This is a genomic window from Undibacterium sp. GW821-FHT11B02 (genome assembly GCF_058808955.1).
Map to the genome: position 1 here is coordinate 156557 of NZ_JBXASD010000001.1, position 19878 is coordinate 176434.

The 19878-nt window shown below is 52.5% G+C and carries 17 protein-coding genes and 1 pseudogene; 9 read left to right on the plus strand and 9 right to left on the minus strand.

Annotated features, from left to right (window positions below):
- Window positions 1-12: 12 nt before the first annotated feature.
- The 5 genes from ltnD to denD are packed head-to-tail and all read left to right on the plus strand — an operon-like array spanning window position 13 to window position 4653.
- Complete coding sequence (gene ltnD / locus AC1RVX_RS00725; RefSeq protein WP_493214672.1) at window positions 13-930, plus strand: L-threonate dehydrogenase; 918 nt, start codon at window positions 13-15, stop codon at window positions 928-930.
- A 10-nt stretch (window positions 931-940) separates the two neighbouring features.
- A complete protein-coding gene (gene otnK, locus AC1RVX_RS00730; RefSeq protein WP_493214673.1) occupies window positions 941-2218 on the plus strand; it encodes a 3-oxo-tetronate kinase in 1278 nt (425 codons plus the stop codon).
- Window positions 2215-2877, plus strand: a complete 663-nt coding sequence (gene otnC, locus AC1RVX_RS00735) for a 3-oxo-tetronate 4-phosphate decarboxylase (RefSeq protein ID WP_493214674.1) — start codon at window positions 2215-2217, stop codon at window positions 2875-2877. The genes otnK and otnC overlap by 4 nt, the downstream gene beginning before the upstream one ends.
- A 13-nt stretch (window positions 2878-2890) precedes the next feature.
- Entirely contained in the window at window positions 2891-3685 is a 795-nt protein-coding gene (gene otnI / locus AC1RVX_RS00740) for a 2-oxo-tetronate isomerase (protein WP_493214675.1), read from the plus strand.
- A complete protein-coding gene (gene denD / locus AC1RVX_RS00745) occupies window positions 3682-4653 on the plus strand; it encodes a D-erythronate dehydrogenase (RefSeq protein ID WP_493214676.1) in 972 nt (323 codons plus the stop codon). The genes otnI and denD overlap by 4 nt, the downstream gene beginning before the upstream one ends.
- A 105-nt stretch (window positions 4654-4758) precedes the next feature.
- On the opposite strand, the gene AC1RVX_RS00750 is transcribed toward denD, so the two are convergent.
- Both AC1RVX_RS00750 and puuE read right to left on the minus strand, forming a co-directional pair.
- Window positions 4759-5856 carry a porin gene (locus tag AC1RVX_RS00750; protein WP_493214677.1) on the minus strand — a complete coding sequence of 366 codons (1098 nt, stop codon included), beginning with the start codon at window positions 5854-5856 and terminating at the stop codon, window positions 4759-4761.
- 41 nt (window positions 5857-5897) lie between these two features.
- Entirely contained in the window at window positions 5898-6863 is a 966-nt protein-coding gene (gene puuE / locus AC1RVX_RS00755) for an allantoinase PuuE (protein WP_493214678.1), read from the minus strand.
- A 278-nt stretch (window positions 6864-7141) separates the two neighbouring features.
- On the opposite strand from puuE, the gene AC1RVX_RS00760 reads away from it, so the two are divergent.
- Both AC1RVX_RS00760 and AC1RVX_RS00765 read left to right on the plus strand, forming a co-directional pair.
- A complete protein-coding gene (locus AC1RVX_RS00760) occupies window positions 7142-7525 on the plus strand; it encodes a DUF817 family protein (RefSeq protein WP_493214679.1) in 384 nt (127 codons plus the stop codon).
- A gap of 92 nt (window positions 7526-7617) precedes the next feature.
- A pseudogene (locus tag AC1RVX_RS00765) lies at window positions 7618-8175 on the plus strand (DUF817 domain-containing protein); the annotation flags it as partial.
- Between the two features lie 312 nt (window positions 8176-8487).
- Here the strand turns inward: AC1RVX_RS00765 and AC1RVX_RS00770 are convergent.
- The 5 genes from AC1RVX_RS00770 to AC1RVX_RS00790 all read right to left on the minus strand — a co-directional run bounded on the left by AC1RVX_RS00770 (window position 8488) and on the right by AC1RVX_RS00790 (window position 13473).
- Complete coding sequence (locus AC1RVX_RS00770) at window positions 8488-8970, minus strand: GNAT family N-acetyltransferase (protein ID WP_493214680.1); 483 nt, start codon at window positions 8968-8970, stop codon at window positions 8488-8490.
- 579 nt (window positions 8971-9549) lie between these two features.
- Window positions 9550-10572 (minus strand): ABC transporter ATP-binding protein, encoded by a 1023-nt coding sequence (locus AC1RVX_RS00775; RefSeq protein WP_493214681.1) that lies wholly within the window; start codon window positions 10570-10572, stop codon window positions 9550-9552.
- The gene (locus tag AC1RVX_RS00780; RefSeq protein WP_493214682.1) at window positions 10565-11563 is read right to left on the minus strand and encodes an ABC transporter ATP-binding protein; all 999 of its coding nucleotides are present in this window, start codon (window positions 11561-11563) and stop codon (window positions 10565-10567) included. The genes AC1RVX_RS00775 and AC1RVX_RS00780 overlap by 8 nt, the downstream gene beginning before the upstream one ends.
- A 12-nt stretch (window positions 11564-11575) precedes the next feature.
- Window positions 11576-12487 carry an ABC transporter permease gene (locus AC1RVX_RS00785; RefSeq protein ID WP_493214683.1) on the minus strand — a complete coding sequence of 304 codons (912 nt, stop codon included), beginning with the start codon at window positions 12485-12487 and terminating at the stop codon, window positions 11576-11578.
- Window positions 12488-12495: 8 nt separating this feature from the next.
- Entirely contained in the window at window positions 12496-13473 is a 978-nt protein-coding gene (locus AC1RVX_RS00790) for an ABC transporter permease (protein WP_493214684.1), read from the minus strand.
- A gap of 477 nt (window positions 13474-13950) precedes the next feature.
- Here AC1RVX_RS00790 and AC1RVX_RS00795 point away from each other — a divergent pair, with 477 nt between their 5' ends.
- Both AC1RVX_RS00795 and AC1RVX_RS00800 read left to right on the plus strand, forming a co-directional pair.
- Window positions 13951-15147 (plus strand): M20 aminoacylase family protein, encoded by a 1197-nt coding sequence (locus AC1RVX_RS00795; RefSeq protein ID WP_493214685.1) that lies wholly within the window; start codon window positions 13951-13953, stop codon window positions 15145-15147.
- Between the two features lie 80 nt (window positions 15148-15227).
- Entirely contained in the window at window positions 15228-15806 is a 579-nt protein-coding gene (locus AC1RVX_RS00800) for an ATP-dependent Clp protease proteolytic subunit (RefSeq protein WP_186946032.1), read from the plus strand.
- Window positions 15807-15888: 82 nt separating this feature from the next.
- On the opposite strand, the gene AC1RVX_RS00805 is transcribed toward AC1RVX_RS00800, so the two are convergent.
- Both AC1RVX_RS00805 and AC1RVX_RS00810 read right to left on the minus strand, forming a co-directional pair.
- Window positions 15889-17622: a methyl-accepting chemotaxis protein gene (locus AC1RVX_RS00805; RefSeq protein ID WP_493214686.1), complete on the minus strand. Its 1734-nt coding sequence runs from the start codon at window positions 17620-17622 to the stop codon at window positions 15889-15891.
- A gap of 277 nt (window positions 17623-17899) precedes the next feature.
- Window positions 17900-19654, minus strand: a complete 1755-nt coding sequence (locus AC1RVX_RS00810) for a methyl-accepting chemotaxis protein (protein WP_493214687.1) — start codon at window positions 19652-19654, stop codon at window positions 17900-17902.
- Window positions 19655-19878: the final 224 nt, after the last annotated feature.

The following is a 19878-nucleotide window of genomic DNA, read 5'->3' on the forward strand; positions in this document are numbered from 1 at the left end:
GGAGCAAATCAAATGGTAGAACAAATTAACTGCGTCGGGGTCGTTGGCTTAGGTGCGATGGGCACGGGCATCGCGCAATCGCTGTTGCGCGCAGGCTTTGAAGTGCATGTCTGCGACGTACGGGCAGAAGCAGTACAGAAATTGGTCGATGCAGGCGCCCATGCGGCCACCTCGCCAGCCGCGCTGGCCAGCAAGGTCCAGGCGTTGCTGATTGTCGTCGTCAATGCACAGCAAACCGAGCAGGTGCTGTTTGGTGAAAACGGTGCTGCGGCCAATATGAAGCCGGGTGCGGTCGTGATCGCCAACGCCACCGTTTCTCCCGAATTCGCCGAAGCACTCGGTGCACGACTGCTGGCATCTGGCCTGCGATTTATCGATGCGCCGATCTCGGGCGGCGCCGCGAAAGCTGCGTCGGGCGAAATGTCTGTGATGGCGGCAGGCGCGCCGGAAACATTTGCAATCTGCACCAGGCTCTTCGATGCGATCTGCACAAAACTGTACCGTCTTGGCGATCAGCCCGGACAGGGTTCGAAAGTGAAGATGATCAATCAACTGCTGGCAGGTGTGCATATTGCAGCGGCGGCGGAAGCGATGGCGCTTGGCTTGCGTGCCGGTTGCGACCCCGATGCGCTGTATGAAGTGATTTCAAACAGCGCTGGCAGCTCGTGGATGTTCCAGAACCGAGTGCCGCATATTCTGGCTGGCGATTATACGCCGCTGTCTGCGGTGAACATCTTCGTCAAGGACTTGGGCATCGTGCTGGACTATGCGAAGAAAGGCATATTCCCACTGCCACTATCGGCCACTGCACATCAAATGTTCATGCAGGCATCAGCAGCAGGTTATGGTGGTGAGGACGATTCGGCAGTAGTAAAAATATTCCCTGGCATTACCTTGCCGTCTGTTAAATCCGTGTCGAAAGCAACTTGAAGGGATCAACATGCCTGTATTACTTGGATGCATCGCCGACGATTTCACTGGCGGCACCGACCTGGCCGGCATGCTGGTGAAAGCCGGCATGCGCACAGTGCAACTGATCGGGGTGCCAACGGGACCTGTGCCAGATGATGTCGATGCCATCGTCATTGCACTGAAGTCCCGCACCAGCCCGGTCAAGAGCGCAGTCGCTGAGTCGCTGGCGGCGCTAAGCTGGCTGCAGCAGGCAGGCTGCCAGCAATTCTATTTCAAATACTGTTCAACCTTCGATTCCACACCACGCGGCAATATCGGTCCAGTGACTGAAGCGCTGATGCAAGCGCTGGACACCGATTTTACGATTGCATGTCCCGCTTTTCCCGCCAATGGACGCACGATCTACAAGGGATACTTGTTTGTCGGCGATGAATTACTCAGTGAATCAGGCATGCGTAACCATCCGCTGACGCCGATGACTGACGCCAGTCTGGTGCGGGTGCTGCAGCGACAGGTAAGCAGCAAGGTTGACCTGGTGGATTTCAGTGTAGTTGACCAGGGTGCAGCCGCCATTGAACAGCGTTTTACAACATTACGCGGGCAGGACTGCCGCTTCGCCATCGTCGATGCAGTATCGAACCGCGACCTGGAATCTATCGGTGCCGCCTGTGCCGACCTGCCACTGGTGACTGGCGGCTCCGGCATTGCATTGGGCTTACCAGAGAATTTCCGCCAGCGCGGCTTGCTGGCGCGGCACAATGCAGCCGACCGGTTGCCCGCCGCAGGCGGGATGCGGGCGGTAATCGCTGGCAGTTGCTCAGTTGCCACCCAACGGCAGGTTACCGTCATGTGCGAACAGGCATCAGCATTTCAAGTCGATCCGCTGCAACTGGCGCGCGGCGACGACGTGGTAGGCGCAGCGCTCGACTGGGCAGCCGCACATGTCGGCCAGAATCCGGTACTGATTTATGCGACGGCCACACCGGAAACGGTGCGTGCCGTGCAGGCGCAATTGGGTGTCGATCATGCAGGCAATCTGGTCGAGCAGGCACTGGCTGCCATTGCGCTTGGCTTGGTCAAACTCGGCATCGGGCAACTGATTGTTGCCGGTGGCGAAACTTCGGGTGCAGTGGTCAAGGCGCTGGGTGTCTCCGGCTTGCGGATTGGCCCGGAAATTGATCCGGGTGTGCCGTGGACGATGGCCTTGCAGGAACAAGGGTCCGGCCCGCCGCTTGCGCTGGCGCTTAAATCCGGCAATTTCGGCAGCCCGGATTTCTTCCTTAAAGCATGGAGCTGCCTGTCATGAGCGTCGCAATTCACAACAATCCGGAAGAAGGACGGCAGCGCGAGCAAATTGTCGAGTTCGGCCGTTCGCTGTTCGAGCGTGGCCTGACCGCCGGCAGCAGCGGCAACCTCAGTGTGCGGCTCGACGATGGTTGGTTGCTGACGCCCACCAACGCCAGCCTGGGTCGGCTCGATCCCGGCCGCCTGTCCAAACTCGGCTGGGACGGCAAGCTGATCAGCGGCGAACCACCGTCGAAAGAAGCATTTTTGCACCGTGCGATGTACCAGCAACGCCAGCGCGCTGGCGCGATCGTGCATCTGCACTCGACACATGCCGCAGCCGTATCCTGCATGTGCGGGCTGAACCACGCCGACTGCATTCCGCCACTGACGCCGTATTTCGTCATGAAGATTGGACGCCTGCCATTGGTACCTTACCACCGCCCGGGCGATCCCGAACTGGCCGGTGCCATAGGCGCGCTCGCCGCCGCACATTCTTCAGTGCTGCTGGCCAATCACGGGCCGGTAGTATCCGGAACGACGCTGGAAGCAGCTGTGTATGCTGCCGAAGAACTGGAAGAAACCGCCAAATTATTTCTGTTGCTGCGTGGGGTCACAACCAGGCCCCTCAATGCTGGACAGATCAATGAACTGAAGTCGGTCTTTGGACTCGACATTTAATCCGGAATATCCCATGCCAAAATTTGCCGCCAATCTGACGATGATGTTCAATGAGGTCGCTTTTCCGCAACGCTTTGCTGCGGCTGCCAAGGCCGGTTTCAAGGCTGTCGAATTTCTGTTTCCTTACGATTACCCCCCGCAAGACGTGGCGTCATGGCTGAAGGAAAACCATTTGGAAAACGTCTTGTTCAACCTGCCCCCGGGCGACTGGGCGGCGGGCGAACGTGGCATTGCGGCGCTGCCCGGACGCGAAGACGAGTTTCAGGCTGGCGTTGCAAGGGCCATCGAGTATGCGCTGGCGCTGGGTACCAAACGGGTGCATATGATGGCGGGCCTGATTCCAGCAGGCGCAGACTTGCGGATTCACCGCGAAACCTTCCTGGGCAATCTGCGTCATGCGGCGCGTGAAGTCGGCAAGCACAATCTGGATCTGTTGATCGAACCGATCAACGGACGTGACATGCCCGGTTACTTCCTCAACTCGCAGGCGCAGGCACATGCGCTGCGCGAAGAGTCCGGTGAAGCAAACGTCAAAGTGCAAATGGATTTTTATCACGCACAAATCGTCGAAGGCGATCTGGCAACGACGTTTAAGAAATATGTGACCGGGATCGGCCATGTGCAAATCGCCAGCATCCCCAGTCGTAATGAGCCGGACGATGGCGAAGTCAATTATCCCTACCTGTTCCGCATGTTAGACGCACTCGGCTATGAAGGCTGGGTCGGCTGCGAATATCGTCCGCGGGGACGTACCGAAGATGGCCTCGGCTGGCTTGCCACAACAAACGTAGCAGGACGTGAACAATGAAAGTACTCATCACTGGCGGTGCCGGATTTCTTGGGCAACGGCTGGCGCGCCAGCTACTGTCGCTTGGCCAGTTGAGCGACAGCAGGGGCACAGTACAAGCGATCAATCAAATTGTGCTGGCCGATGTGGTTCCTGCACATGATTTTGGTGATCCCCGTGTTCATGTGGTCACCGGCGACATTGCCGATGGCGCATTGCTGCGCCAGATAATCGACACCGATACAAGGTCGATTTTTCACCTGGCAGCCATCGTCAGCAGCCAGGCTGAAGCCAATTTCGAACTCGGCATGCGCATCAATCTGGATGCCTCTCGCCTGTTGTTGGACATTTGCCGCGAATTGGGACACCAACCCAAGCTTGTGTTCACCAGTTCGGTCGCGGTTTATGGCGGCACATTGCCGGAGCTCGTGCAGGACACAACCGCGCTCAACCCGCAGTCGTCATATGGCACACAAAAAGCAATTGCCGAATTGCTGTTAAATGATTTCAGCCGGCGCGCCTTTGTCGATGGACGCGTGCTGCGCCTGCCTACCATCAGCGTGCGTCCTGGCAAACCGAACCAGGCGGCATCCTCGTTTGCCAGCGGCATTATCCGCGAACCGTTGAACGGCGAATCTTCAGTTTGCCCGGTTTCACCCGAAACTCGCCTATGGCTATTGTCGCCACGTCGTGCGATTGACGGGCTGATTGCCGGACATGAATTGGCACCGCAATCCCTAGGCACCAGCCGCACCATCAACCTGCCTGGCGTATCGGTCAGTGTCGGTGACATGGTGGCCGCACTTGAAAAAGTGGCAGGGCCGGAAGCGGTTTCCCGTATCAGTTTCGCACCCAATCCAGACATTGAGCGGATTGTGAAAAGTTGGCCCGGCGCTTGGGACACGTCAAGGGCATATGCGCTGGGTCTTCGTGCAGATACCGATTTTGAAGCCATTATCAGGGCGTATATTGAAGATGAAATGAGATGAGCAGCCGGGAGATGTTGCGGAGATTCAGAATCACAATTAGGGAATACAAAAAAACCGCATGCTTCTTCAACATGCGGTTTTTTCTTATGCTCACAAATCAACACATCAGAATCTGTGACGTATGCCTGCAATCACACTGGTGGCACGATCTGCTGTACTGATCTTGTCACTCATCAACACCCCGTAGATATCGGTACGCTTGGACAAGTTATAGTCATAGCCAGCCGACAAGGTATCGCGCTTGAGATCGGTATTGGCTGTCAATGTGCCATTGCGCTTGGTATTGGCATAGGCCAGCAAGATATCGCCACCACCTGCCGGAATCTTGGCACCCAGGGTGTAAATCTTGTCATCCATTTGCTTGCCTGCTGCGGTGTCATTCTTGCTGGATATATATGTCGCATACAGCTTGGCCGCAGTCAGGTCATAACTGGCACCCACAAAATACGAAGTCTGGTTATTAATGGAAGCAAAGTTCACCGGTGCAGCTGTGGCATCGACAATCGCAGAACCACCCGTAGGATTGGATACCTGCACTTTTTGATAGAAGGCACCCAGCGCAAGCGGACCATTGAAGTACAGGGCATTCAAACCGATATTGCGGGTGCCGGTATCACCAGCTTTTTCACCAAACTGGTAATGCATATTGGAACTGAAGCCATCGAAATTGGGCGTGGTATAAATAACTTCATTGCTCCAGCCGGAATCACCCGCGGCTGAATTGGCCCAGGTGCGCGCAGCAAAACCGCCAGAAGGCACATACCAGTGCAAGATCAGAGGTGACACGTCAAAAGAATCACCATAGGGATTAAAAATCACTACCGGCAAAAAGCTGGGGGCGAGGTCACGGCCCAGTGAAACGCGGCCAAAGCTGCCGGACAAAGCAATGTTTGCATCACGCGAAAACAGGGTGTCGCCACTAAAGCGGCCAGACTCACCCGTATCCGCACGCAGGAAAGAAGTCAGTGCAAATTCCGCTTTCAAGCCACCGCCCAGATCTTCCACTCCTTTAAAGCCAAGCCATGATGTCGTCATGCCGCCAGGTGTGATGGCAGCGGCGCTGGCTTTGTCGCCACTCATTTTGACCGAGCCCACGGACAGATCGACCAAACCCTGCACCGTGACACTGGATTGTGCCAGTACACTACCGGCCAGCAGACAAGATGCAACAGCCAACGCCATGTGTTTCATTTGCATTTTCATCTTTCTTCCTCTTCATCAGTTTAAATAAATAATCCCATCGCTCAAGGTTCTGGTACTGCTGGTCTTGCGGTTTGAAACGGGTGTACCTGCATCCAGTGCTGGGCGATGTCAATGCGGCGGCAGATCCAGACCTTGTCATGTGCCTGCAGGTAATCCAGAAAACGTTGCAAGGCGCGGAAACGCCCAGGTCGCCCCAATAGCCGGCAATGCATGCCGATGGACAGCATCTTTGGTGCATTGTCGCCACCTGGGTCACCTTCGGTGTACAGCACGTCAAAACTGTCTTTCAGGTATTCATAAAAATGGTCGCCAGTATTAAAACCTTGCGGGGTGGCAAAACGCATGTCATTGCTGTCCAGCGTATACGGCACCACCAGGTGCGGCTTGCTTTCACCATTGCTGGTGCTCACTTCGGTCCAGAATGGCAGGTCATCGCCGTAATAATCAGCGTCATAGGCAAAGCCACCATGCTCAACCACCAGACGGCGAGTATTCGGTGAATCACGCCCTGTGTACCAGCCCAGCGGGGCTTGGCCCGTCAATTCCCGCAGTATCTGTACCGCCTGCTCCATATGTTCTCGCTCGGTCGCTTCATCCATGCCCTGGTAATGTATCCAGCGCAGGCCGTGGCAGGCGATTTCGTGACCGAGCTCTCCAAAAGCAGTGGTCAATTCCGGGTGGCGCTGCAAGGCCATCGCCACACCAAAGACGGTCAGAGGTAACTGACGCTTTTCAAATTCACGCAAGATGCGCCAGACACCAGCGCGAGAACCATATTCGTAGATGGATTCCATCGACATATGGCGCGCCTCATAAGCGGCTGCACCAACGATTTCAGACAAAAACTGTTCGGATGCACGATCACCGTGCAAAACGCAGTTCTCGCCACCTTCTTCATAATTCAGTACAAACTGCACCGCTATCCTGGCTTGTTTCGGCCATTGCGCATGGGGCAGATGACGACCATAGCCTATCAGGTCACGTGGATAATCATTGGGTGTGGACATGCTGGTGCTCTCCGGGAAATGCTGGACAGGCTTTGCCTGCCCCTGTTTGTTCTGATTTGCGTACGTACTGAATGCAAATGACGTGCCATCTTGCCAAGCTGCTGCCACGCATGAAGGGACCTGCCCCTATTTTTCAGTCATGAAACATGATTGTCAGCAATTTTCTGGCAATGTTTATACTGTTTTTAGTATAAGTTCTATTCGCAATTTGTTAGCTATGAATACAGTTTTTATCATTAATGCCGCAACACTCTGCCTGACCTTGCTAACATGCCAGCATGCGCCTGCAATCCATTGACCAATTCCTTATTCAGCCTCCACAAACAGAAAATCTGCAGGGCTTTCCCCGCTTTTTGCTGGAATTCTGGTATTTCGGCATCAAGGAAGTACGTGCCTGCCTGTTTGTAGGCGTGTTTTTCGCGTCCATATTCATCGTACCCAAGGCTGGCCTGTTTGGCCTGCCACGCTATGACGTATTGTTTTTAATCGCGATCCTGATACAAGCTGGCATGGTCTGGAGCAAACTGGAAACCATGGATGAACTCAAAGCAGTCACGCTGTTTCATCAAGAACTCATTTCATCAATAGGGGTGAGATGCGCTTGCCTCATTGACACTTTGCGGGCGCATTGCAGCGCGAGGTTGTTACGTCACGCTTGCTAAGGCACCAGCCTTAGCTGCAAGTGTCACCCTTACGCCTTGCACTGCATCCCGAATCGCCTTGCTCGCACTCATCCCTATTGATGAAATGAGTTCTAGCGGGTTTTGCACTGGAAGTATTCAAGGTGTCTGGCCAGATACAAAGCTGGGCGTATCCGGAATTTGGCTATACCAAACTATGGGGCGTGCCACTGTTCAGCGGTTTCATGTACGCCGGTGTAGGTAGTTACATCATCCAGGCATGGCGTTTGTTTGACTTGCGCATACGGCACCATCCACCTTACTGGATGGCTGCCCTGATAGGCATACTGATCTACCTAAATTTTTTCACTCACCACTATATCGGTGACTATCGCTGGTATCTGGCCGCTTGTGCGCTGGGGCTATATGCGCGTTCATCAGTAGTATTCCGACCACTGGACCGTGACCGCAGCATGCCTTTATTGCTGTCCTTTGTCCTTATCGGCTTTTTTATCTGGCTGGCAGAAAACATGGGGACTTTCTTTGGTATCTGGCGCTACCCAAATCAATTGGGAGCCTGGTCCACCGTCCACTTGGGAAAATGGAGTTCATGGTCTTTGCTGGTGATCATGACCTTTACCATCGTTGCCCATCTTAAGCATATAAAGCAGCATATTCACATCGCAGAATAAGCATTGAAATAAGCTATGCAAGATTACAGGCAAAAAAAAGCCCGCAATGTTTGCGGGCTTAAATCCAAACCTTAGGAGGTGTTGGAGGAGACAGTTCCTACTTTAATGCGCTGCAACATATTTGTATGCTTTATTCTTGATATATCTGGTATACGTAAAATGAATATCTCTATCAGTATCAATACCAGTTCTAAAATTCCTCTAGAGAAATCCTTTTGAACAGAGATACCAGTTAACAAACAACATGCTGGATAATTTTTGTTATCAGTCCAGTTTTCCTGTAAATTTGTCTTGCAGTGCATCCAAATAAGTTCAATCCAGGAATTTTGCCATGATGAAATCGTCAATATAGTCAGCGTCACTACTGCGTTTGTAAAACTGTCGCAACCGACCTTCGGTCTCAAATCCCAGACGCTGGTAAAACGCCAGTCCACGCACATTGTCGGACTCAACAATGATTTCAATCCGGCGCAGACCCTCATTCTGCAAGGCAAGCATGGCTTCTGCCAGCATGGCCTGGGCAACGCCCTGCCCCTGAAACTGCGGCGCAACAGCCAAGGTACCCAGTTGGGCGACATGCGATGCGCGTCCGTTGAAGCGGCTGATTTTATAAAAACCGGCAATGACCTTGTCCACCAGATAAACATAAAAACCGCGACTGGCAAGCAATTCGTCAAACACTCTCAAGAATTGCTCTAATGACATGGGGTCGTATCCCAGGTAAGGAACCACATCTGCATGCATATAAATCGCATGAACGGCGTTGATATCTCTGGATTCAGCCAGTCTTCTCATAGGAGATTCCCTAATAATAGAGGATCATTGAATGCCCATATCTTTTGTCATGCAGGCATGCTTGTCACAGGCCAGATGATACTTCCGAGCAATGAATAAAGAGAGAGAAAAGCAAAAAAAAAACCCGCAAGTGATTGCGGGCTTAAATCCAAACCTTAGGAGGTGTTGGAGGAGACAGGTGTAACTATATCGCAGCGCAGCAAATTCACCAACATCTATTTTCGTATATCAAACATTCACAAAATGCATATTTGTGCATACCAAAACCGGTGGTGCATTTTTAGATATTACATATAAAAATGCTATATGCCCTTCATATTGCCAAATCTGACCTGCTATTCACAAAGATCAAAAAAAAACCCGCGACCTTGCGGTTGCGGGTTAAATCCAAACCTTAGGAGGTGTTGGAGGAGACAGGTACTACTTTATCGCAGTGCAGCAAATAAATCACCTTTATTTTTTGTATACCCATTATCACCGATGCAAATATCACACAATTTTACTTACCAGCTATTCGGTACATGTTGTTTCAGGGCTGAATGCCATGTCTTTCTTTACTATTAAGACAAAATTGCCAGATCAGGCATTCAAATGACAGGCAGAAAAATGCAGCGGAGCGATCTCTTTCAGTTCCGGTTCTTCGACGCTACACCTGGGCATGGCATGCGGGCAACGTGGATGGAAATGGCAGCCAGCCGGAGGATGCAGGGGTGACGGGATTTCGCCCATGACGGCAACGAAGTCTATCTTGCGCACTTCAAGTCTGGGGGCGGAAGCCAGCAAAGCTTGGGTATAAGGGTGATTGGCATGCCCGAAGATTTCAGATGTTGGTGCCGATTCCACGATACACCCCAGGTACATGATGGCGACCCGGTCAGACACATGTCTGACCACACCCAGATCATGGCTAATGAACAGGTAAGTAAGATTGAGCTCATCGCGCAGACGTATGAACAGATTCAGCACTTGCGCCTGTATCGATACATCGAGTGCCGCCACGGCTTCGTCGCAGACCAGTAGTTCCGGCTTGACGGCCAAAGCACGGGCAATACCGACACGTGCACGCTGGCCGCCCGAAAACTGATGGGGGAAACGTCGTAATACCGCCGGGTCCAGCCCCACTCTTTGCAAGATCTGTTCTACATAGTCCGTTTGTTCACCTGACTTGATCAGGCCATGTACCACAGGAGCCTCACCGACGATGTCGAGCACACGCATGCGGGGATTCAGCGAGGCATACGGGTCTTGAAATATCATCTGCATGACCAGCTTCATCTGCTTTTGCGTAGCCTTGTCTGCCAACGCCAGGTCATTGCCGCGCCACCAGCGTGTGCCATCTGACAAGCTATGTAGGCCCACAGCCATGCGGCCAAGTGTCGATTTACCGCAGCCAGATTCACCGACCAGACCCAGCACTTCGCCAGCACGCAAGGACAAATCAACACTGTCCACAGCATGCACAATATCGGGTGCGGCAGCAGCCCCCAGCCATTGGGCCAATCTGCCGGTCAGATCGCCGGGTTTGGCAAAACGCTTGCTGACACCGCGCAATTCCAGCAAAGGTGTGTCGTCAGTTGGCATGGATTTATGCATTTCAGACATATATGACTCCTGCTGTCACACTGTCTATATTGTTCATCGGATGGAAGCACAGCAGGCTGCGCCCATCGATATGTTGCACAGGCGGTACCTGCTCACAGGCGGTACTGGCACGCTCGCAGCGATTGCGAAAAGCGCAGCCAGGTGGCAGATTCAGCAAGGAAGGTGTAGCCCCGGGTATCTGGCGCAGGGTCTGACCATGCAGGTTACGCGAGGGTGAAGAGGCAATCAGACCGTGGGTATAAGGGTGCAAAGGCTGTTCCAGCACCTGGCTGACCGTACCGCTTTCGACGATCTTGCCGGCATACATGACGCTGACAGTATCCGCCAGCCCGGCGACTACCGACAGGTCATGGGTAATCCAGATCAGGGCTGTGCCGGATTCCCTGCACAGTTTCTGCATTTCATACAGTATCTGTCCCTGTATGGTGACATCCAGTGCCGTGGTCGGTTCATCGCAAATAATCAGTTCTGGTTCATTCAAGAGTGCAATCGCAATCGCCACCCTTTGCCGCATGCCACCAGAAAACTGATGCGGATACGCCAGCAGTCTTTCATCTGGTGAGGGGATACCTACCTTGACCAGAGCGGCGCGTGCCATGTCCCGCGCTTTTTCACGACTCACATCTTGGTGGGCAAAGACGGCTTCCATCATTTGGGTATCAATGCGCAAGACCGGGTTCAGGGTCATCATCGGGTCCTGGAAAATCATGGCAATGCGATTTCCACGAATTTGCCGCATGGCTTCTGCCGATAGCTCACGCAAATCCTGCCCCTTGAACAAGACTTTGCCCGCCGCGACTTTACCCGGCGGGTCAATCAAGCCCATGATCGAATACGCAGTCATGGATTTACCAGAACCGGATTCGCCGACCAGACCCATGATTTGCCCGGGCTGCACGCTGAAGCTGACATTATTCACCGCACTTACCGTACCGGCACGGCTGGCGAATTCAGTCTGCAGATTTTGTACTTCCAGTGTCGCAATCGTCATAGTGTGCTCCACCTATTGCGTCTGCAAGCGTGGGTTGAGCACATCGCGCAAATGATCCGCAACCAGATTGATGGACACCACTGTCAACAACAAGGCCAGGCCAGGGAAGAAGCTGATCCAGTATTTACCAGACAGCATGTATTGAAAGCCATTGGCGATTAACAAGCCCAGTGAAGGTTCAGTCACCGGCAAACCCAGCCCGAGGAAAGACAAAGTCGCTTCCAGTGAAATGGCTGAAGCCACCTGCAGGGCCGCAATCACGATCAACGGTGGCAGGCAGTTGGGCAATAAATGACGCCAGATAATACGGGCTGGCGACAGGCCCAGGCCAACTGCGGCCTCTATGTATTCCTTGCGTCTTTCCACCAGTGCTGCGCTGCGTGCCGTGCGTGCATAATATGCCCACTGCACCAGTACCAGCGCCAGGATGATCTTGCTCACGCCCTGCCCGGTCAAGGCCAGCAAGATCAAGGCAATCAGGATAGAAGGAAAGGATAACTGTATATCAGCGACACGCATGATCAGCGCTTCCACACGCCCCCCCGAATAACCGGCCAGCAAACCCAGGCCAAGGCCAATGAAGAGCGCAATCACGGTGCTGGAAAAACCAACGATGAGTGAAATCCGCAGGCCATAAAAAATCGCCGACAGCATGTCGCGCCCCTGCTCATCCGTACCCAGCACGAAGTAATGCAGACCATCGGCAGACAGTTTGCCCGGTTCCAGTCGTGAATCCATAACGTCAAGTGCCATCAGATCATAAGGATTTTGTGGTGATATCAGCGGCGCAAACAGGGCCACCAAGACCAACAGCAATAACACCAGACTGCCCATTGTAGCGATGCGGCTGGCAAAAAAATTGCGCAGAAAACGTCGCAACGGCGTTTCAGCAATGGATGTAGAAGTTTGGCTGGTCGACGTCATAAAAAGATTCAAGCCTGGTAATCGGACAGGCGCACACGCGGGTCCAGCAAGGAATACAGTACATCCACCACCAGATTGATGAGTATGAACAGGCTGACGATCAGCAACAGATAAGCAACGATGACCGGCCGGTCCAGTACCCGTATGGAATCAATAATCAGCTTGCCCATGCCGGGCCAGGCAAATATGGATTCAGTCACAATCGCAAAGGCAATGATGGAACCGAATTGCAGAGCGATTACCGTCACTATCGGTATCAATATGTTTTTCAGCACGTGCACGCCGATGATGCGGCTATTACGCAAGCCCTTGGCACGGGCAAAGCGCACATAATCCTGCAACAAGGCTTCTTGCGCGCCGGAACGTGTCAGGCGTATCACCATGGCGATATTGAACAGGGCCAGATTCATTGCAGGCAAGAGCACATGCCTGAGACCATCGATAGTCAGGAAACTGACCGGCACGCCCAGCAACAGCACCGTTTCACCGCGCCCGCTGGATGGTAGCCAGCCCAGTTGCACCGCAAATACCATGATCATCATCAAGCCCACCCAGAAGGTGGGCAAAGAAAACCCGAGTATGGAAATGGCCATGATACTTTTACCAGCAAAGCTGTCAGGCCGCAGCCCCGCCAGTAGCCCCAAGGGTATGCCCAGTACGATGGAAATCAGGATGGCGAACACGGCCAGTTCCAGCGTCGCCGGCAGGCGTTCCAGTATCAGGCCCAGTGCTGGTGTGGCATGGGCAAAAGATTGCCCCATATCGCCAGACAAGGCATTGCGCAGGAACAGCCAGTATTGTTGCGGCAAACTCTGATCCAGGCCAAAGGCAGCGATGATGCGTGCCCGTTCGATCTGATCTGCATCCGGGCTGATCAGCACATCTATAGGATTGCCTATCGCATACACACCAACAAACACCAGCAACGACATCACCAGCAAGACAGCCAGGCTTTGCAGCAGGCGACGCAAGATAAACATCAACATCCGTCAGACCTGCTCTGCGCGCGCGGGCAGGCAGCGTGCCGCGATTGCCGCAGCACTGTCTTGGTTGAACTCTGATTGGCGGATATCTTCATCATTGATGATCTAATTCTTTCTTTGTCTGTGGAAATCAGTGCGTGACAGACGTGACTTGCATGTTTTGCAGGATTTTACAGGCTTTGCTATTGAGTCGTGCGGCTGGGCGAAGCCGGGTAACTTTCTTGCCGACGGTCATCAATGCTACTACCTCCGTCATCAGACAGGCAAACCCATTTTCGTAAAATGGATATGCGGTCCGTGACTACAAGCCTGCGTGGAATCTGGTATCTTTCTCTAATACGGAGAAAGACATGCAAACAGGCTCATGAATGGAGCTTAGGCCATGCTTTTTCATCGACAGGATGATATCCTGACAAGAATAATTGTGTGTTCCTGACCATGTGCCTGTCCATGGCAACAATACGCAATACGGAGACAATTATGAAACTGATCGATCCCATAGTGCAATTCCATGCTGAAATCCAGCAAATCCGACGTGATATTCATGCGCATCCCGAGCTGTGCTATGAAGAACACCGGACTTCCGAAGTGGTGGCGCAAAAACTGCAAGCCTGGGGCATACCGGTGGTGCGTGGCCTGGGCGGCACCGGCGTACTGGGTATACTGAAAAATGGCAGCAGCGAACGTGCCATAGGCTTGCGGGCCGACATGGATGCCCTGCCCATGCAAGAAATCAATACCTTTGCCCATACTTCCCAACATGAAGGAAAAATGCATGCATGCGGGCATGATGGCCATACCGCCATGTTGCTGGGTGCGGCACGTTACCTGTCGCAATACAAGGACTTTGACGGCACCGTCTACCTGATTTTCCAACCCGCGGAAGAAGGCGGTGGTGGTGCCAGACGCATGATAGCAGATGGCCTGTTCGACAAATACCCGATGGATGCCGTGTTTGGCATGCATAACTGGCCTGGCGTGGCAGTTGGCACCTTTGGCGTCACAGCCGGCCCGATGATGGCTTCATCAAATGAATTTGAAGTCGTTGTCAGGGGCAAAGGTGCCCATGCAGCCCAGCCGCACAAGGGCATAGACCCGATTATCGTGGCGATACAGATCGCCCAGAGCTGGCAAACCATCGTCAGCCGCAATGCCAGCCCGCTTGAGTCTGCCGTGGTATCGGTGACGCAAATCCATTCCGGCAGTGCTACCAATGTCATCCCTGACGATGCAACGCTGATAGGTACGGTGCGTGCTTTCAGTACGGAGATGATCGATCTGATAGAAAAACGCATGCAGACCATCGCTGAACACACGGCAGCAGCTTTCGATGCCCAAGTGGATTTCCAGTTCAAGCGCAATTACCCGCCATTGATCAATCATGCCAAAGAAACCGCTTTCGCAGCCGAAGTCATGCGCAGTGTAGTGGGCGACGACCATGTTGACGCTCAGGTGGAACCTACCATGGGGGCAGAAGATTTTGCCTTCATGCTGCAGGCTAAGCCGGGCTGTTATGCCTTTATCGGCAATGGCGATGGTGATCACCGCGACATGGGTCATGGCCTGGGGCCTTGCAATCTGCACAACCCTAGTTATGACTTCAATGACGATTTGCTACCCATAGGTGCAACTTATTGGGTCAGGCTGGCCGAAGCCCACTTGAAAAAAGCAACTTAGGCAGCCATTTAGTTCACCAGAATCATCTTTACCGAATCATTCACGCCCAACATTAACTAAGACTTCTTAAAAAGACCTCTATGGCCGACGACAAAGACAACAACGATGTACAACGTAGCCCTTTTCTTGAAGAAAAGGCCTTTAAATCCCGTACCGTGCTGGTATTTGGCACCATCAACGACAAACTGGCTGCGGAAGTCAGCAAGCGTCTGATCGCCCTGGCGGCAGAATCAAAAGATCCGATCACTATCCTGGTTTCTTCCCCGGGCGGTCACGTGGAATCCGGCGATGTCATTCATGACATCGTCAAGTTCATTGATGCGCCAGTCAATATGGTGGGTACCGGCTGGGTAGGCAGTGCAGCAGTCAATGTTTTCCTGTCGGTGCCTAAAGAACGTCGTGTCTGTCTGCCAAATACACGCTTCCTGATTCATCAACCTAGCGGTGGCTGCGGTGGTCAGGCAACCGATATCGCCATCCAGGCACGTGAAATCGTCAAGGTACGCGAACGCATCGCTGCCCTGATCGCCAAAGAATCTGGCCAGACACTGGAAAAAGTCACGGCTGATATCGACCGCGATTACTGGATGAGTGCCACCGAAGCCAGCGAATATGGCCTGGTATCACGCATTATCGTCAAACAGACCGAGTTGAGCTAATTTCCGACCGCAGACTTGTTCTGAGTCAGTTCAAGCAAAGCAATCCGCATGGCCAACATGCAGATTGCTTTGTTAATGCCATCTAAAACTCTTCCCAATCGTGATGCTCACCGCTGGCCACAGGCGCTTTCGGTGAAGTACCAACTGCATTCGCTGCTATGGAAGGACGCGCTGCTCTGACTATGGGTTTCAAAGCTGGCTGTACGGTACGGGTCATTGTCGGGATAGCCAGCCGGGAGACCGCCTGCCGTGGCTTGTCGCTGGATTGATCCAGCTTGAAAATACTCACCACCTGACTCAGGTTAGCGGCTTGTTCCTGCAAAGCAGCTGCCGCAGCAGCAGCCTCTTCCACCAGTGCTGCATTTTGCTGGGTAACCTGGTCCATTTGGATGATGGCAGTATTAATCTGGTCTATGCCTGAACTCTGTTCTGACCCGGCTGCTGTGATTTCGCTGATGATGTCACTCACCCGTTTCACACTTTCCACCACTTCTTTCATGGTGGCACCAGCCTGGTCCACCAGGCGTGTGCCCTGATCGACTTTTTCTACCGAATCATTGATCAGGTCCTTGATTTCCTTGGCGGCACTTGCCGAACGCTGGGCCAGATTGCGGACTTCAGACGCCACCACGGCAAAACCACGTCCCTGTTCCCCGGCGCGCGCTGCTTCTACTGCTGCGTTCAATGCCAGGATATTGGTCTGGAAGGCAATCCCATCTATAACAGCAATGATATCGACGATTTTTCTCGATGAGGCATTGATGGACCCCATGGTATCAACCACTTGCGATACCACGTCACCGCCCTTTTGCGCCACCGCCGAAGCTGAATAGGACAGTTGATTGGCCTGACGCGCATTGTCACTGTTTTGTTTGACGGTCGACGTCAGTTCTTCCATCGACGATGCAGTTTCTTCCAGCGAGCCAGCCTGGCTTTCCGTACGTGCAGACAAATCCATATTACCGTTGGCGATTTCTGTTGATGCCGTCGCAATCAGGTCAGTACCAGTACGCACTTCACTGACGACCGACAGCAGATTGCCGTTCATGTCCTTTAGCGCCTGCAATAACTCGCCGGTTTCATCCCTGGTTTTTACTTCAATATTACTGGTCAGGTCGCCAGATGCCACCGTTTTGGCAACCCGGACTGCTTCCTGCAAAGGACGAGCAACCACTCTGGCTATCGAGTAAGCCAGCAATAAACCCAACACGATGGTCACCAGGATCAAGCCCAGTATCAAGGCTCTGGAATTGGAATAGATGGCCTCCCCCAAGCGATAGGCAGCAATACCGCCATCTGAATTAATCTGCACCATCTTGTCCGCCAGTTTGAGTATCTCTGCATTCAATCTGGATGATTCGCCACGCAGAGTCGTACGTGCCTCTTCCATATTGCCTGCTCTGGCCTGATCTGTCAGTTTTTTAGCTTCAATGGCGTACAGGTCCCACAGCCTGCCATATTCCGTGAAGTCTTTTTGCTCATCTGCTGAACTGATCAGTTTGGCGTAATCGCTCTCATAATTCTTCAATTCAAGCACATAATCTTGCCAGCGCTTTTCATATTTATTGAGACTATCTGCATCACCTGCAGACAATACAATCTGCATTTCCTGAGTACGCAGGCGCGAGATTCTTTCCTTGATGCCCATGGCGGCGTTCACACTGGGCATCCAGTTGGTGCCCAGTGTGAACGCTGTCTGGTTAACCCGTGATAATTGAAATATTGAAAAACCGCCCAGAAAGGCAGTCAGTATCAAAAGTAGAATGAAACCCACAAACAGCTTGGACGAAATCCTCAGGTTATAAAACAATTTCATGGCGAGTCCTTAGGTAAAAAGAACGACACAATGCAATAAGATAGAAAGAGGGGGCAAGATAGATGAACTACTTATGTTGTTATAGTTGTTATTTTTATAAAAATCAAATTTCTAACACCAATTGACGTGCTCATTCAGCTTAGCATTGTAGAAATCGTCAAGACAAGCAAAAGCGAGGTTTCATTGAAACCGACGTATAGGGCTCCTGCCCAAGCGCATTCTTTGAGCATCAGCGACATCCTCTGCACCAACTCCGGACTGCCTTTGCTGTCGGATACTAAAATTCTTCCCAGTCGTCATTGGCCCCGGCCACCACCGACTCTTTCCGGCTCGCGGTACTCTTATTGACTGGACTGGATGAAGGGCTTGAAGTGCTGCCCGGCCTGGTGACTGACTTTGTTGCAGGTTTGGGTAAGCCGTGCGCTGCCCCAGTCGTCTTCACTGTAGCGTGCTTAGTGATGACTTGTCGTGGCTGTTCACTGCTCTGTTCCAGTTTGAACACACTGACCACACGGCTGAGTTTGGCAGCCTGCTCCTGCAAGGCTCTCGCAGCAGCAGCGGCCTCCTCCACCAAGGCAGCGTTTTGCTGCGTCATCTGATCCATTTGGGTCACAGCCACATTGATTTGCTCTATACCTGAGCTTTGCTCAGCACCTGCAGCCGTGATTTCGCTGATGATGTCACTCACCCGTTTCACACTTTCCACCACTTCTTTCATGGTGGCACCAGCCTGGTCCACCAGGCGCGTGCCCTGACCGACTTTTTCTACCGAGTCATTGATCAGTTCCTTGATTTCCTTGGCGGCACTTGCCGAACGCTGGGCCAGATTGCGGACTTCAGACGCCACCACGGCAAAACCACGCCCCTGTTCACCAGCACGTGCCGCTTCCACAGCGGCGTTCAATGCCAGGATATTAGTCTGGAAGGCAATGCCATCGATAACGGCAATGATATCTACAATCTTTTTTGACGAGGCATTGATTGAGCCCATGGTATCAACCACCTGCGACACTACATTGCCACCCTTTTGTGCTACGGCCGAAGCAGAATGGGACAGTTGATTGGCCTGACGTGCATTGTCGCTGTTGTGTCGAATGGTAGATGTAATTTCTTCCATGGACGAAGCGGTTTCTTCCAATGAACTGGCCTGGCTTTCGGTACGATTGGACAGATCCATATTGCCATTGGCAATTTCGGTCGAGGCCGAGGCAATTTCATCCGTCCCCTGGCGTACTTCGCCGACTACCTGCAACAGGTTTTGATTCATCTCTTTCAACGCTTGCAATAACAAGCCCGTTTCATCCTGTGTATCAACCTGGATATGACTGGTCAAGTCACCGGTAGCCACGGTCTGTGCGACCTTGACCGCGTCCTGCAAGGGGCGCGATACAATGCGTGCAATCGCATAGGCCAACACCATACCCAGCAGAACACTGATGATCAGCACGGAAATAATCAGCGTGCGTGAAGTCTGATAAGACTCCATACCCGCCTTATAAGCATGGATACCGCCATCGACATTAAGTTTGACCATCCTGTCGACCAATTCCCTGACTTTGGTATTTAATTTGGATGAATCGGTACGCATCAGTGCCAACGCATCCTTACCATTTCCTTCGTGTGCAAGTGCGGCCATCTTATCGGTAATCTGTAAATAGGCAGTCATGGATTTACTGTATTCATCAAATTGCTTTTTTTCTTCAGGATCAGAAATCAGGCGCGCATAGTCGGCTTCATTTTCTTTCAGGCCAGTGATGGCCTCTTTGGTGCGGTTCAGATATTTTTCCACTTCCTCCGCATTCTCTGCCGAGACCATCTGCGCTTCTTGCGAGCGTATGCGCGACACTCTTTCCTTGATGCCCATGGCAGCATTGACGCTGGGCATCCAGTTGGTGCCCAGATCGTAAGCATTCTGATTCACTCTGGCCAACATGACGATGGAAAACACACCGAGGAAAATGGTCAGCAACAAAAGAAAGCCAAATCCTACGAACAGCTTTGCCGAAATTCTTAAGTTATAGAACATGCTCATCACGATTCCTTTAGAAAAAGGCGCATCAATGCATGGAAAAATCAAAAATTCAACAACTACATAGTAAAAAATTAATGTCAGATTATGGTGTGCCCTGATCAGAAAATGGAAATTGAATTCCACTAACGACTGGTAACTGAATGACCGAGACTCCTCTAGTCGTAGAAGCATCTGATGACGCATTCTTGTGAGAAAGAATGAGGCAATGCGATTCGACAGCAAGT